This is a genomic window from Rhodoferax sp. (assembly GCF_013297935.1).
Classification (GTDB): Bacteria; Pseudomonadota; Gammaproteobacteria; order Burkholderiales; family Burkholderiaceae_C; genus Allorhodoferax.
Genome location: NZ_JAAFIX010000004.1, coordinates 72,550 through 86,219, shown reverse-complemented (window position 1 = coordinate 86,219; position 13,670 = coordinate 72,550). Strand labels below are relative to the sequence as shown.

Sequence of the window (13,670 nt, the reverse complement as noted above, 5' to 3'; positions counted from 1 at the left end):
CACGGGGGATTTGACAAGCAACTCACCGCACACATTTCCAGTGGGTGAGCGCCGTTGTGAAGACACGGTGCAAGGCGCACCGTGGGTTCCGAGCCTCACTCGCGGTATCTGTACAGATACATGGCGGGCTGCAACGCTCCTCGGAAATGCAAGATTTTAACCACGACTCCATTGCCACACCAAGTTGATGGGGCAATCGGGCGTCCGGCCCGTCATTCCGCGCGGCCGGTACTGCTCCCCAGTTGCAAGGCCGGCTGGCGCAGCAGTTGATACGGGCCACCATCGGGTTCGCGCAGCACCTTCATCACCATTTCGGCCAATGCAATCCCGGTGGTTTGCGGTGTGGGCTGGGTGACGGTAGTGACATTCAGGCCCGTGAGCAAGGTGTCTTGGGGAATATCCCCGTGCACCACCACCGAAATGTCTTTGCCCACGTGCAGGCCCGCGTCCAGCAAACCGCGGATCAGCCCCACACCGCCCAGGTTGTTGTCCACCAGCACCGCCGTGGGCCGGGGGAACAGAGCCAACACCTGCGCCACGGCCGCCAAGCCGCTACGCCGGTCATTCACCCCGCCGATGCAATACCCCGGCACGCAGGCCACACCCGCAGCCTGCAAAGCAGACACATAACCCCGGTGCCGCTGAAAGGCGAAGTTCAGCTCCAGCGGCGCGTGCACATAGGCAATGCGGGTGTGGCCCAGTGCCAGCAAATGCTCCACCGCCAGTTGGCTGCCGAGATCGTTGTCAAAGTCCAGCCAGGAGTAATGCGCGCAGTCGGCCGTGCGGCCGTAGCCTACAAAGGGGTAGTTTTTCTCCAGCAGGAAGTCCACGCGCGGGTCCTGGACCCGGGTATTGGGCACGATGACCGCGTCGACCCGGCCGCCTCTGAACAAGCGCTCATAAATTTCGAGTTCGGTTTCGTTTTTGGCCACCGCCAGCAACAAATCCTGGTGCTCGCGCTCCAAGCGCTCGCCCAAGCCGTCGGCCATGTCCAGAAACTGCGGGTTACCCAGATTTTCGACCGCGGCGGAATACACGATTCCGATGGCATCGGTATTGCCGCGCACCAGCCGGCGCGCACCGGCATCGGGACGGTAGCCCAGGGTGTCCGCCATTTCTTTGACGCGCGCGCGGGTCAAGGCATTGACGTCGGCATACCCGTTCAGAGCCCGGCTCACGGTGGAAGTTGACAGCCCCAAGGCTTGGGCCATTTGCTTGATGCTCACACTGGTCTCCGCGAATACTGGTTTCTTGTGGCCGCGAGTTTAAGGGTGCGGCTTCAGCCACGGCAGACGCACTCCGCCCGGGGAGCCTAAAATCCCCCCCTTTGCCTCAGCCGCTGCCTGCAGCCCTCCCCCTTCATGACCTTTCTTGCCGAGACCCGCCGCCGCCGCACATTTGCGATCATTTCCCACCCGGACGCCGGCAAGACCACGCTCACTGAAAAGCTCTTGCTATTCTCGGGCGCGATCCAGATCGCCGGCTCGGTGAAGGCCCGCAAAGCCAGTCGCCACGCCACGAGTGACTGGATGGAAATTGAAAAGCAACGCGGAATCTCGGTCGCATCCTCGGTGATGCAGATGTCGTACCGCGACCACGTGGTCAACCTGCTCGACACTCCCGGCCACAAAGACTTCTCGGAAGACACCTACCGCGTGCTGACCGCCGTGGACTCGGCGCTGATGGTGATTGACGCGGCCAACGGCGTGGAAGCCCAGACCCGCCGCTTGATTGAGGTGTGCCGCCAGCGCGATACGCCCATCATCACCTTTGTGAACAAGATGGACCGCGAAGTGCGCGAGCCGCTCGACATCCTGGACGAAATCGAGCGCGAGCTGGGCATGCCCTGCGTGCCCATGACCTGGCCCGTGGGCCAGGGCAAGGCGTTCGGCGGCATCATCAATTTGCGCACCCAGGCCATGACCGTGTTTGAGTCCGGCAGCGAGCGCCGCCCGCAAGACTTCGACACCGTGCCCCTGAACGACGCGGACTCCCTGCAACAGCGCTTCGGCCACGAGTGGACCACCGCCATCGAGAGCATGGAGCTGGCCACCGGCGCCAGCCCCGCCTGGGACCACGAGGCCTTTTTGGCCGGCAAGCAAACCCCCGTGTTCTTCGGCTCCGGGGTGAACAACTTCGGTGTGATGGAGGTGCTGGACGCGCTGGTCGACCTCGCTCCCGCTCCGCAGCAACGCGTGAGCACCACCATGGTGAACCGCCAGCCGGTGGTGAAAGAAGTGCAACCGGAAGACGAGGCCTTCAGCGGCGTGGTGTTCAAGGTCCAGGCCAATATGGACGCCAACCACCGCGACCGCATTGCGTTCGTGCGCATGGCGTCTGGCAAGTACACGCCGGGCATGAAGCTCAAAGTCATGCGCACCGCCAAAGAGCTGCGCCCTACCAGCGTGGTGACCTTCATGAGCCAGCGCCGCGAGGCCGTGGAAGAGGCCTATGCGGGCGATATCGTGGGCTTTACCACCCACGGCGGCGTGCAACTGGGCGACACCATTACCGATGGCAGCGTCAACCTCATGTACACCGGCCTGCCCTTTTTTGCACCCGAAATGTTCATGACCGTGGTGCTGAAAAACCCCTTGCGCACCAAGCAGCTGCAGCAAGGCCTGGCCCAGCTGGGCGAGGAAGGTGCCATCCAGGTGTTCAAGCCCGAAATGGGCGGCAACATGCTGCTGGGCGCGGTGGGCCAGTTGCAATTTGAAGTGGTGCAGCACCGCCTGAAGGGCGAGTACGACGCCGACATCCGCCTCGAAGGCAGTCAGTACACCGGCGCCCGCTGGATTACCGCCGACACGCCCAAAGAGCTGCAAGAGTTTGTGAACGCCTACCCCCTGCGCATGGCGCGGGACGCGGCCGACACCCTGGCCTACCTGTGCACCAGCCCGTACGACGTGCGCTTGGCGCAAGAGCGCTTCCCCAAAATCCACTTCCACCCGCTGCGCGAGCACGCGGGCTTGGCGCTGCAAAACGCGGGGTAGACCCGTGAAACCCTTGGCAGATTGGCCCGCCGAGGCCCGCCGCCGCATCACCGGCGTCTTCACCGATATCGATGACACCCTGACGCACGAGGGCCACATTGCCCCCGAGGCGCTACAGGCGCTGGGGGACTTGAAGGCGGCCGGGCTTACGGTGATACCCATCACCGGGCGGCCCATCGGCTGGTGCGAGCCCTTCGTGGCGGGCACTCTTGGGTCTGCCTGGCCGGTGGACGCCATGGTGGCCGAGAACGGTGCGGTGGCGTTTGCGCCCGACTGCTCCGGCGAAGCAAATTCAAGCCCAATAGGCCTCCAGCCCACGCAGAATATGCGCAAGGCGCTATCAAAAAGATACCAACAGACGGCCGCCGAGCGCACCGCCAACCAAGCCCGCATGCACGCCATTGCCGCGCAGGTGGTGGCAGAGGTGCCCGGCGTGGAGCTCAGTCGCGACAGCGCGGGCCGCGAAACCGACCTCGCGTTTGACTACGCGGAGTTCGCACAGCACCCGCCCGAAACAGTGCACCGTGTGCTGGCCCTGCTACAAAGCCACGGCATGCAGACCACTGTGAGCAGCATCCACATCCACGGCTGCTTTGGGGACTTCAATAAGTGGACCGGCGCCTGCTGGATCGTCCGCGAGCTGCTGGGCCGTGATCTGGCGGCCGAGGCGGACCACTGGGCGTTTGTAGGCGACTCGGGCAATGACCAAGTCATGTTCCAGCACCTGCCCCAGAGCATCGGGGTGGCCAATATTGCGCGGTTTGCACCGCAGCTGACCCACCTGCCGGCCTACGTGACGCCCTCCGCCCGTGGCGCGGGTTTTGCCGAGGTGGCGCGGGCTCTGCTGGCCGCACAGCACCATGGCTGAGCCGCACGCCCCCGCACCGGCTGCCCGGCGCAGCCCCGCCATGGGGCTGCTGGCGGTGTTTGGCTCGACGCTGTTTCAGCTCTCGGGCGTGTTCATGCTCTCGCCGTTGATGCTGGTGCTGCTCAAGGAGCGCGAGGTGTCCACCACCTTGGCCGGCCTGTTTGCGGCCACCACCTGGCTGGGTATTTTTATAGTGACGCCGTTTGCCTCGGCACTCACCCAGCGGTGGGGGCGGCGGCAAACCATGTGGTTTGCGTCTGGTATGCCACTGCTTGCAGCCATTGGTTTTCTGACTACGGACCACTTGGGGCTCTGGTTTGCGCTGGAGTTGCTGGCGGGCATTGCCGGAGGGCTGCGCTGGGTGCTGGCGGAGGCCTATATTGCCGAGTTTTCGCCGCCCGAGCGGCTGGGGCGCACCATGGGCATGTACGCCACCATGGTGGGCATGACCTTTGTGATCGGCCCGACCCTACTGGCCTGGGCTGGCAGCGAAGGGCGCACGGCGCTTGCCTGGGTGATCGGGTTGCTGAGTGCGGGCTTGCTGTGGACGGCGTTCATTCCGGCCATCGCCCCACCGCAAGAGCCTGACACTGCACACCTCGGGCCGCGCGGTCTATGGCTGGCAGTGCAGCAGCACCCTATCCTGATGCTGGCGGGCTTTATCGGCGGCTTTTTTGAGCTGGGCCTAGCGTCCATCCTCCCGCTCTACGGTCTCACACTGGGCATGGGGGCCAGTGCGGCGGCGCTCATGATTTCGGTGAGCGGAGCCGGCAGCACGCTGATCGCTATTCCGGTGGGCATGGTGGCAGACCGCTTTGCCCAACCGGCCCGGGGCCGGCGCATGCTGATGCGTGGCATCACCGGCATGGCCCTAGTGTGCGCGGCTGCTCTTCTAGCGGTCCAGCAAGCACCCTGGCTGGTCTGGCCGGTGGTGTTTTTGCTGGGCGCTGCAGGCAGCGCGCTTTACACCCTGTGCATGACCGACATAGGCGCCCGTGAGAAAGGCAACGCGCTGGTCAACAGCACCGCAGTGCTGGTACTGAACTACACCTTGGGTGGGCTGGTGGCATCAGGCGTCAGCGGGGCGCTGATCGAGTGGTCAGCCACCACGCTGTTCCCGGTGGTACTCATGCTGGTAGCCGCCATCGGCTTGGCGGCATTGCTGCGCACCCGCCCCACAGTGGACTGAGGCTGCCTGCCTACTTTTTGGCAGCTGCAGGTTTGGCCTTGCTGGATGCCGCCTTGGTCGCTTTACCAGTGGCTTTCTTGACGCCGGACTTGGCTCCGGCTTTGCCCTTGGGGGAGGACTTTGCCTTGGCGCTGGTTTTCGCTTTCCCTTTGGCACCCGCTTTGGCCTTTGCCTTGGCAGAGGGCTCCATCAGTCGCTTGACGACGACTGGCTTACCCGGCGGGGGCAGCATGTCTTCGGTGGTCAGCCCGTAGCGGTCCGCCATGGTGGCCCAGCCGGTGCCCTGCGCTTTTAGGGGGAGCACGCCCTCCAGGGTCTGCTCACCTTGGGCGGTATGTAGCACGCCACCATGCAAAGCCGCTTGTAGTTGCGCCGCATCGGGGTACGCGACCCCTTGCTGTGCCAAAGCACCCTGTGCGAGCTTGAGCGCTAGGCGCACCTCGCCATACCCCAGCGCACCGGTGGCCGGCTCGCGGCTGGCCGCACCGGCGGTGGCGGTGGGCCTGCCACTGCGCAGGGTGGTGATGAGTTGGTCGGCGTCGTGGTGGTTGCCGATCCAGCCACCGAACTCGGCAATCAGGCGCTCGGTGGAGGCGGCGTTGTCCAGCGTGGCGGTAACGCCTTGGGCTTGCACGAGGGCGGGTACCGCCACCGCCGCGGCAACCGCCAACACGGTGGCCCGCAGGCAACGCTGAAGCCACTCGGGGCTGCAAAATTGAATAAATGTCGTCATAAACATGAGCTTAGCCGCTACGGGGCGGGGTTTCCGGCGGGCGGATGTTACGGGTTCGTAAAGCCTTGCAACACGTTGACCGCATTGATGCCCACCTCTTCGACAGCGTAGCCGCCCTCAAAGATAAACACGGTGGGCAAGCCGGCCTTGGCCAGGCGCTCGCCGATTCGCAGGTAGTCGCCTGACTTGAGCTTGAAGCCCGAAATCGGATCGCCTTCAAACGTGTCCATGCCCAGCGACACGACCAGCGCGTCTGCGCCGAACTTTTCGATGCCCGCCAACGCCGTTTCCAAGGCTTGGGCCCAGGTGGCGTAGTCGGTGCCACGCGGCAGCGGCAGGTTGAGGTTGGCACCCCATCCAGCGCCGGAGCCAGTTTCATCTGCATGGCCCAGATAGAACGGGTACTCGGTGCGCGGGTCGCCGTGGATGCTGGCGAAGTACACATCGGGCCGGTCGTAAAAGATGGCTTGGGTGCCGTTGCCGTGGTGGTAGTCCACGTCCAGCACCGCCACTTTTTTGATGCCCGCCCCTTCACCCTGGTCCAGCAGATGTTGGGCGGCCAAGGCTGCGTTGTTCAAGAAACAGTAGCCGCCAAAAAAGTCGGCCCCCGCATGGTGGCCGGGCGGGCGACTCAGGGCAAAGGCGGCGCGGTCTCCTGCTAGCACGGCTTGCGCCGCACTCAAGGCGCAGTCAGCCCCGGCGCGCGCAGCCACCCAGGTGCCGCTGGTGAAAGGCGTGCCTGCGTCATAGGAATACAAGCCCATCTTGGCGGCAAAGTTGTCGGGCTCGATGTCGGTGCGGAAGGTGCGCGTGGGCCACACCGAGGGCAGGATGTCCTTGTCCGCGTTGGCCGCGTCCAGCGCCACCCACTGGTCCCAGGCGCTAGCCAAAAAGCGCAGGTAGCGCGGGCTGTGGATGGCGGTGAGCGCCGCCTCGCCAAAGGCTTGCGGCTCCAGCACCGCACCCAGAGGGCGGCGCTGCAGTTCGGCCAACACATGGTCGGCTCGGGCCGGCACCTCAAAGCACGGCACCAGCGCGCCGCGGAACATTTCGACTTTGCCCTGGTGCTGGGCGTGGAGGTGGTTGAAAAAGGTTTTCATGGTGTTTTACTCAATAGCGCCTTCGGTCATGTCTGCCGCAATCAGTTTGAACTGCTCCAGCGCGGCTTGCAGGTCTTCCACAATTTCCAGCGCAATCACGCCGGGTGCGGGCAGGTTGTCACTGTCGGCCAATGAATCATCTTTGAGCCAGAAGATGTCCAGGCTAGTCTTGTCACGGGCCACCAGCTCGTCATAGCTGTAGGCGCGCCAGCGGCCGTCCGGGTTCTCGGTTGACCATGTGTCCTGACGCTGGTGCCGGTTGCCAACCCGGTACAGGTCTACAAACTCATCGAGGTCCGCTCGCGAGAGCGGGTTGGTCTTGAGCGTGAAGTGCTTGTTGGTACGCAAGTCGTAAATCCACAGCTGCTTGGTCCACGGCGTCTCAGACGCGCCCTTCTTTTCAAAAAACACCACATTGGCCTTGACGCCCTGCGCGTAGAACAAACCGGTAGGCAGGCGTAAGAGCGTGTGCACATCGCACTCGTGCAGCAGTTTTTTGCGAATGGTCTCGCCCGCACCGCCTTCAAACAGCACGTTGTCCGGCAACACCACCGCTGCACGGCCATGGGTGGCGAGCAGTGTTTTGATGTGCTGCACAAAGTTGAGCTGCTTGTTGCTGGTGGTGGCCCAAAAGTCGTCGCGCTCGATGGTGTCTTTCTCGGTGCTGGTGCGGCCGTCTTCGCCCACGATGACGGTGCTGCTCTTCTTGCCAAACGGCGGGTTGGCCAGCACCACTTCAAAGCGCTCGCCGGGGTCAGCGGCCAGCGCGTCGCCCACCACCACAGGCACCTGCTTCTCAGACCCAATGCCGTGCAGCATCATGTTCATGGCGCACACCCGTGCGGTGGCCTGCACCAGCTCGTAGCCGGTGAAGGCTTTTTCTTTCAGGTGCTTGAGATGGTCACGCGTGAGGCTCTTGTTATGGCTGGTAATAAAGTTGTGCGCGGTGAATAAAAAGCCGCCCGTGCCGCAGGCCGGGTCGGTAATGCGCTCACCCGGCTGCGGGGCCATGCAGTCCACCATGGCTTGGATGAGCGCGCGGGGCGTGAAGTATTGGCCCGCACCGCTCTTGGTGTCTTGCGCGTTCTTCTCCAGCAGGCCCTCATAGGCATCTCCCTTCACGTCCGCACCCAGCACCGTCCAAGTCTCGGCGTCTATCAAATCGACAATCACGCGGCGCAGCTTGGCCGGGTCTTGAAACTTGTTTTGTGCCTTGCCGAAAATCAGGCCCAGCGTGCCTTTCTCCTGGCCCAGCTTCTCCAGCAGGTGGCGGTAGTGGTCAAACAGCTCGTCGCCGTCTTTGGCCAGCAGCGTGGGCCAGGCGTAGGCGGCGGGCACGATGCTGCTTTGGTTGTAGGGCGGCGCGCTGCGCTCGTCGGCCATCTTGAGAAACAGCAGGTAGGTGAGCTGCTCCACATAGTCGCCATAGCTCATGCCGTCGTCGCGCAGCACGTTGCAATAGTTCCAGAGCTTCTGGACGAGGGAGTTGGTGGTGGTGTTCATGGGTTTTCTATAACTCGGAAATGTGTGTAAACCGCTGCAGTACCAGGCCGGTGCGATTGCTTTGTGAAACGATACCGGGCAGTACGTTGGTGAAATCGGTGTGTCGCAATATGCCCCGCAAGGTTTGCGCCACGAAATCGCGTACATCGGGTGGAGCGGAACTTAGCTCGCTGATCAACTCTTCACGACCATCCACCACGGTGATGACATCCTCCAGGTCGTGACTCAGGTACACGTCGTTGTTGCCCCGGTCCTGAAACGCTTCCAGCTTGGTCGCCATGAAGTATGGCGCTGAAAGATGCCGCAGCACTAAACCTGAAGGCAGCGTTGCCGTGGCTGCTGTCTCAAACCCCGGCTTGTACCAGCGGTTTGCAAAACCCAGCACCTTTTCGTCGAGTGGCACCAAGTCCAGCTGCATGCCATTCCAGTACCAGCGAAACGGCGGCGTGTTGTCGGCCATGGTTTGTTGGAAGCCTTGCTCCATCAACTGCCCAGCCAGCGCGTGGTAGCCCACCAATGACGCCACCTCCACAATGGCATCCACGTCTTCGGTGGCCCGAGCGTCTGCTACCAAGGGCTGTGTAATCAGCAGCCCGGTTGCGCATCCGCCCACAAACACCACCTGCTCCCGCAAATCGCCCATCGCATTGGCAATGGAGGTAAGTAATTCAATGTTTGGATTAGCCATACATGGGCCTCTCAGCAGGTTTCGGGCCGTCTGGATAGATCAACAACGGCAAGCGCTTGAGTGCCATTCCTCGCTCCCGTGCCCTGCCCACACGCAAGGCATCGAACAGGGCCAACATCTCGTAAAGCTTGGCATCTTGCATTGCGGCGTAGGGCACGCTGGGGTGCAAGGGCTCCAGACCTGGTCCGCGTACCGTGCCATTGGGGTGCGGCCACACCCAATCGTCTGAGCCCGGGGCAAACACGCCCGCAAAAGCAGGTGCGCTGTGGCTGGTGGGCACGCCCACCGAGACTGGCAGCTTCTCTGCCGGGAAAGCATATTTGGCCCCGTGCACTGCAAACTCAGCCAAATTTCGGCTATTCACCCGAGCCGGGTTGTCGGCGTTGGTGGCCATCGCCGCTTTGGCTCGGCGCGGCCTGGCCTGCACGCGATACACCGCCACCGCCTCCTGTACCCCCGGCGTGGCCTCTGGCGGTGGTGCCAACAAAGCCGTATCGACCAGCAACCCCGCCTGTAGCCCGCGTTTGATGCACGCATGCGCCTCAGACACGCTAATGCCCAGCTCCTGCGCCAGCCGCGCATACGTCCAGCGCTGCTCACCCCAAGCCACTAGCTTGAGGGCAACCAGGAAGTCTTGGGGCTTGAGCTGCATTTACATTCAATATTCGTGAATCGCGAATATTGAATGTAAATGAATTGCCATGCAAAGGCAAGTTAAGAAAGAAATGTGCCTCTATCTCCCGTAAATATTGCGCAAGCAGCTATAAAAGAAATAGCACCTCAACCCTGCGCCCGGATCACCAGCTCGTCATAGCCGGTGCCGGCATCTGGCTCGCGGGTGAACTGCCAGTCGGGCAGCAGGGCCAGCAGCACCTCGGCCGTGGTGAGCACGATGCAGCCCGGCGCCACATGCCCGCCCAGCACCTGCCCGGTGGCGGTGGAAATGGCCATGTGCATGTGCGAGGCCGTTTTGTCGCCACCGGCGGCCACGGTGCCCGAGAGGGTGAGGATCTCCATGCTCTCGGTCAGCCGCGTGGGCTGCGCCGCCCCTGCCAGGCGGATGCCCGCCGTGGACAGGCTGCCGATGCCAGACAGCACAAACGCAGCGCGGCAGTTGTGGGCTTGCACAGCGGCTTCCAGCGCGGCGCGCAGGTCTTGGCCGGGCAAGAGACGTACGGGCAGTGTCTTCATAAAATTTATGCCAAATCAGGCTCTAGCGCACATGGATCTTGCGCAAGAAGCTATCAAAATTGAAGCAGAGCATTGCCCGGCCGTGGTCGTAGAGCATGTCGCCCTCTCCGTCCGAGCGCGGCCCCAGCAGCAGGTACACCCCGGTCTGCGCCAGCTCGGGCCGGACCTTAACCTGCGGCAGCAGCGCACGCGGGAACACCAGCGCCTTGCCAATCCAGTTGGACTTGTCGACGATGCGCAGACCGTCGGGGTCGCCGTCGGCTAAGAAGATGCGGAGGGAGAAAGGGGTTTGCATATGCTGTCAGTCCTCTTTGCATTCAAGCTTTGGTCCAGCCCACCTCATGTAGCAATAGTGCGATGGCCTGCAAAGCAAATGCAGCATCGGACTCCTTAATGTCCCGCGCCAACTCACCAAACTTCTCCTTTACGTTTGGCTTATTGCGGTTGTGAAAGAGGCCGAGTGTTCTTCCCGTATTCAGGAGTATTTGACGATCCTTGCCAACATCATTCTTCTCGATTTTCTTAATTAAATCGCCAAGGTCATCGGCCCTTGCATTTATTCCAGCAACAGCGTCAAACCAGTGCGAAAGAATAACCTGCGCCGTTGGTCGGCATTGCTCCACTACCGAGCTGGCCTGCTCTCTGTATGCAGCAACACGCAATTTGGTCAGTGCCGCCAGTACGGCCTCTTTTGAAGCAGCGGGCACCTTAACGAAATCGAGCTCTGGCAAAACTCCCAAATTCGACCTGGCCTTGATGGACAAAAGCTCTTGCCCTGAGGCGATGCGTTCGACTTGCACCACCGTCCATAAAGACAAGGCATCACTGGTACCAAGCGCAATTACCAATTCGCCATTCGCGGCCAACACCCGGCCAGCAAAGGGATTCGCGTCATGGTAAGTGAGCAACTCTTTTCGGAATCGCCCGGCTGTGTCTCGATGTCCCACATCCTCAAACACTGCGGGGTGCTGGTGGACATACCAAGTACTAGGCTGAGTCTGCCCATCGTGCCACTGGTAAAGCCGTCCACGCCTCAAGCCAGTGACCGGGTCGAACATGTCTTCGCGAAAGACGAGTTTTGCATCATCTATATGCATTGAGGTTGGAAGCTTGCCCCAGTCTTCTTCAACTGCGACTATGGTTGCGCGCAACACAACTGGCGTTGGCCAAACACCATGCCCATACATGGATGTCCCTTCGTAGACTAGCCAGTTGTTTCGATCAATACCTATCACGGTGAACCCTCTACGCAGTCGAGGTGCGGCAGCAGCTCACGCGGGAACACCAGCGCCTTGCCGATCCTGTTGGACTTGTCGACGATGCACAGGCCGTCGGGGTCGCCGTCGGCGACGAAGATGCAGAGGGAGAAGGGTGTACTCATTTGCATCTACAGCTTCAAAGAAGCTTTCAACGCTTTAGATGCAGCGTTACTGTCTCCCTGAGTTGCATTGAACAATCCTCGGACCCAAAGCTCATTGAGCATTTTTGTTTTCTTGATGTTGTAAAGATCTGGGTTGGATCGGAGCGCAGCCGCAATAAGCCAATCCTCCAAGAACTCAATTGCCGGTTTCTTAGCGTCACCTTTGGCAACCTTTGACGGCGCACCAGAACTTGTAATCTGCGGCAAAAATATCAACGCAGGATGCCCCTTTTTGTATGTATCCAATATCTCGTTGTAGACCTGCAAATGAGCAGCGTTAGTGGCCTCCTTGAACACAGACTGCTTTTCTGACTTTCCCACGTACCAAGGAACTACCCGCTTTGAACCAGTTGATTTGATGCCAAAGACATAGCAACCTGGTGCTGCTAGCAAGCTAGATTGCGCCGCGTTTTCGGAGATCATCAATTTCAATTGCTTGATGTCATCGATTTTTATGATGCTAGGCGTCTTGATGAAAAATGGACCGACGACTTCGAATTTCATGAATGCTCCCTATAAATACTATTTACTAACTGCTCCTCTCGTAAGTGATCAGACATGTCGCCGACACACACATCTCACATCTCACATCTCACATCTCACATCTCAAATCTCACATCAAGGATTTCCAGAAACCACCCCAATCTGCTGCAAAGTTTCTTCCAAATTTTCAGCAATCCCGGCTGGCCGCGCTCTTGCAATCGACACAGCCCTATTCCCTAACAAAGAATTCCTTACGATCTGTGCGATTTTTTCGGACGAAACGCCTCGGGTTCCAATCCAGCCTTCACGCAGTAACTCTGAAAAAAGCGTGTTCGTCAAATGCCGACCAGAATTTTCAAACGTCAAGATACGACCGCCACGCTCGCCCAACGACCTAGAGTCATTCAAAACAGACGCCATGAACTCTCGGGGTAAGTACATCCCTGGTAACAACGTATCGGACAACACCTCCAGCTGGATTCTGGAACAGAACTTGAAAAAGAAGCCGTCACCACTCAGGCGATAGGCGTCAGGGCTATCCGCAACTGACCACGCGTCAGGTGTTTGCTGGCGGAAGTCGACCATACGTTGCAGTTCACTATCAAAGGTCGTATCTGGTCTATAAACAGCGCGCTTGTCTGGCGCCCCATCATCACGCTCCATGGACTTGTATTGAACAAGCGTCCATGCGTTGCATTGCTCATGGAAATAAAGTAAGTCAGCCCCAGTCGCATGCTCAACGCGGGTCCGGTTCAAGTTAAAAACCTCCAACGTCCGCCCACCCACTTTGAACACAGCACCGACGGTCGTAAGCCTGCGCTCTTCGGCGGTTGGAAAAGTTGCTGCATCCCTCGCTATGAGCTGGTCCTCAATTGTGCGAACCTCTGAGAGTCCATCCAAAAATGAAGTCAAAACATTACCTTCAGGCGCGGCCCAACTTTGAAGTGTCCGCTTGCGCAATTGGCCCGTTTGATCAAACGCGTCTAACGCTACACCTAGCGCATCCCGCTGCTGGGCGACCACTTCAACACCGGGGCGAACAATGATGTTTCGACTCTGCACTTTCATCCGCTCAAGACGCTCTAGCACCCTCAAGGAGTCTTCATCCAGTTGACCAATGGCCTCCTTCAGGCTCTTCCAGGTCGGCTCACCAATTGCACCGCCAACTCCAGAGCGTGCGCTGACAATCTTGACCTGCGATGCATTCGCCATCAGCGATTTGACCGCCTCGATTTGAATGGACGTCGGTGTAACTTCTGTGAACTCAACACGAACCTTCCCGGTGGCAACTTTGTTGCCCTTGCGCGCCAACGCCCAATGAGTGATCTTTCCTGGCTCAAAAAGCAAGCCACAGACCTCCCAGTGCCGAACAGGCCAATCGTCGCTACTCAGTGCATCGGTAAAACCGTTCTCTAAGTCACGTACCTCTTTCAGGAACGCGTTCCGCTGTGACTCATCAAAAGAGATTAGAAATCCGCCAATGGGTGAAGACATGCAGCAGT

Annotated in this window: 15 protein-coding genes and 1 riboswitch; of the genes, 3 read left to right on the top strand and 12 right to left on the bottom strand. The window is 60.3% G+C overall.

What is annotated here, in order from left to right; all coding sequences use genetic code 11:
* Positions 1–39: 39 nt before the first annotated feature.
* Positions 40–148: riboswitch (S-adenosyl-L-homocysteine riboswitch) on the bottom strand.
* Positions 149–212: 64 nt separating this feature from the next.
* On the bottom strand, positions 213–1,226 hold the full coding sequence (locus tag QZW03_RS07655; RefSeq protein ID WP_296509390.1) for a substrate-binding domain-containing protein: 1,014 nt from the start codon (positions 1,224–1,226) through the stop codon (positions 213–215).
* 135 nt (positions 1,227–1,361) lie between these two features.
* On the opposite strand from QZW03_RS07655, the gene QZW03_RS07650 reads away from it, so the two are divergent.
* Genes QZW03_RS07650 through QZW03_RS07640 form a run of 3 tightly spaced genes read left to right on the top strand, consistent with a single transcriptional unit; the run spans position 1,362 to position 5,050 of the window.
* Positions 1,362–2,993 carry a peptide chain release factor 3 gene (locus QZW03_RS07650; RefSeq protein ID WP_296509389.1) on the top strand — a complete coding sequence of 544 codons (1,632 nt, stop codon included), beginning with the start codon at positions 1,362–1,364 and terminating at the stop codon, positions 2,991–2,993.
* A gap of 4 nt (positions 2,994–2,997) precedes the next feature.
* Complete coding sequence (locus QZW03_RS07645; RefSeq protein ID WP_296509388.1) at positions 2,998–3,861, top strand: HAD-IIB family hydrolase; 864 nt, start codon at positions 2,998–3,000, stop codon at positions 3,859–3,861.
* Positions 3,854–5,050 (top strand): MFS transporter, encoded by a 1,197-nt coding sequence (locus QZW03_RS07640; RefSeq protein WP_296509387.1) that lies wholly within the window; start codon positions 3,854–3,856, stop codon positions 5,048–5,050. Before QZW03_RS07645 ends, QZW03_RS07640 begins: the two co-directional genes overlap by 8 nt.
* A 10-nt stretch (positions 5,051–5,060) precedes the next feature.
* Here QZW03_RS07640 and QZW03_RS07635 read toward each other — a convergent pair whose 3' ends face one another.
* The 11 genes from QZW03_RS07635 to QZW03_RS07585 form a co-directional block, all read right to left on the bottom strand.
* Positions 5,061–5,783: a hypothetical protein gene (locus tag QZW03_RS07635; protein ID WP_296509386.1), complete on the bottom strand. Its 723-nt coding sequence runs from the start codon at positions 5,781–5,783 to the stop codon at positions 5,061–5,063.
* Between the two features lie 47 nt (positions 5,784–5,830).
* Positions 5,831–6,883 (bottom strand): histone deacetylase family protein, encoded by a 1,053-nt coding sequence (locus QZW03_RS07630; RefSeq protein ID WP_296509385.1) that lies wholly within the window; start codon positions 6,881–6,883, stop codon positions 5,831–5,833.
* A gap of 6 nt (positions 6,884–6,889) precedes the next feature.
* Positions 6,890–8,386 (bottom strand): class I SAM-dependent DNA methyltransferase, encoded by a 1,497-nt coding sequence (locus tag QZW03_RS07625; RefSeq protein ID WP_296509384.1) that lies wholly within the window; start codon positions 8,384–8,386, stop codon positions 6,890–6,892.
* Positions 8,387–8,393: 7 nt separating this feature from the next.
* Positions 8,394–9,074, bottom strand: coding sequence for a hypothetical protein (locus QZW03_RS07620; RefSeq protein ID WP_296509383.1), 681 nt, complete (start codon positions 9,072–9,074; stop codon positions 8,394–8,396).
* Positions 9,067–9,726, bottom strand: coding sequence for a hypothetical protein (locus QZW03_RS07615; RefSeq protein ID WP_296509382.1), 660 nt, complete (start codon positions 9,724–9,726; stop codon positions 9,067–9,069). Before QZW03_RS07615 ends, QZW03_RS07620 begins: the two co-directional genes overlap by 8 nt.
* A gap of 128 nt (positions 9,727–9,854) precedes the next feature.
* A complete protein-coding gene (locus QZW03_RS07610) occupies positions 9,855–10,265 on the bottom strand; it encodes a PPC domain-containing DNA-binding protein (protein WP_296509381.1) in 411 nt (136 codons plus the stop codon).
* A gap of 22 nt (positions 10,266–10,287) precedes the next feature.
* A complete protein-coding gene (locus QZW03_RS07605) occupies positions 10,288–10,560 on the bottom strand; it encodes a hypothetical protein (protein WP_296509380.1) in 273 nt (90 codons plus the stop codon).
* Between the two features lie 22 nt (positions 10,561–10,582).
* Positions 10,583–11,500: a hypothetical protein gene (locus QZW03_RS07600; RefSeq protein ID WP_296509379.1), complete on the bottom strand. Its 918-nt coding sequence runs from the start codon at positions 11,498–11,500 to the stop codon at positions 10,583–10,585.
* Positions 11,497–11,646 (bottom strand): hypothetical protein, encoded by a 150-nt coding sequence (locus QZW03_RS07595; protein WP_296509378.1) that lies wholly within the window; start codon positions 11,644–11,646, stop codon positions 11,497–11,499. The genes QZW03_RS07600 and QZW03_RS07595 overlap by 4 nt, the downstream gene beginning before the upstream one ends.
* A gap of 6 nt (positions 11,647–11,652) precedes the next feature.
* The gene (locus QZW03_RS07590; protein WP_296509377.1) at positions 11,653–12,189 is read right to left on the bottom strand and encodes a hypothetical protein; all 537 of its coding nucleotides are present in this window, start codon (positions 12,187–12,189) and stop codon (positions 11,653–11,655) included.
* Between the two features lie 114 nt (positions 12,190–12,303).
* Positions 12,304–13,662: a hypothetical protein gene (locus QZW03_RS07585; RefSeq protein ID WP_296509376.1), complete on the bottom strand. Its 1,359-nt coding sequence runs from the start codon at positions 13,660–13,662 to the stop codon at positions 12,304–12,306.
* Positions 13,663–13,670: the final 8 nt, after the last annotated feature.

Excerpts from the sequence above, each read along its gene's own strand:
- QZW03_RS07615 (WP_296509382.1), bottom strand. The coding sequence starts at position 9,726 with ATGCAGCTCAAGCCCCAAGACTTCCTGGTTGCCCTCAAGCTAGTGGCT.
- QZW03_RS07625 (WP_296509384.1), bottom strand. The coding sequence starts at position 8,386 with ATGAACACCACCACCAACTCCCTCGTCCAGAAGCTCTGGAACTATTGC.
- QZW03_RS07590 (WP_296509377.1), bottom strand. The coding sequence starts at position 12,189 with ATGAAATTCGAAGTCGTCGGTCCATTTTTCATCAAGACGCCTAGCATC.
- QZW03_RS07640 (WP_296509387.1), top strand. The coding sequence starts at position 3,854 with ATGGCTGAGCCGCACGCCCCCGCACCGGCTGCCCGGCGCAGCCCCGCC.
- QZW03_RS07650 (WP_296509389.1), top strand. The coding sequence starts at position 1,362 with ATGACCTTTCTTGCCGAGACCCGCCGCCGCCGCACATTTGCGATCATT.
- QZW03_RS07610 (WP_296509381.1), bottom strand. The coding sequence starts at position 10,265 with ATGAAGACACTGCCCGTACGTCTCTTGCCCGGCCAAGACCTGCGCGCC.
- QZW03_RS07620 (WP_296509383.1), bottom strand. The coding sequence starts at position 9,074 with ATGGCTAATCCAAACATTGAATTACTTACCTCCATTGCCAATGCGATG.
- QZW03_RS07595 (WP_296509378.1), bottom strand. The coding sequence starts at position 11,646 with ATGAGTACACCCTTCTCCCTCTGCATCTTCGTCGCCGACGGCGACCCC.
- QZW03_RS07605 (WP_296509380.1), bottom strand. The coding sequence starts at position 10,560 with ATGCAAACCCCTTTCTCCCTCCGCATCTTCTTAGCCGACGGCGACCCC.
- QZW03_RS07585 (WP_296509376.1), bottom strand. The coding sequence starts at position 13,662 with ATGTCTTCACCCATTGGCGGATTTCTAATCTCTTTTGATGAGTCACAG.
- QZW03_RS07635 (WP_296509386.1), bottom strand. The coding sequence starts at position 5,783 with ATGACGACATTTATTCAATTTTGCAGCCCCGAGTGGCTTCAGCGTTGC.
- QZW03_RS07630 (WP_296509385.1), bottom strand. The coding sequence starts at position 6,883 with ATGAAAACCTTTTTCAACCACCTCCACGCCCAGCACCAGGGCAAAGTC.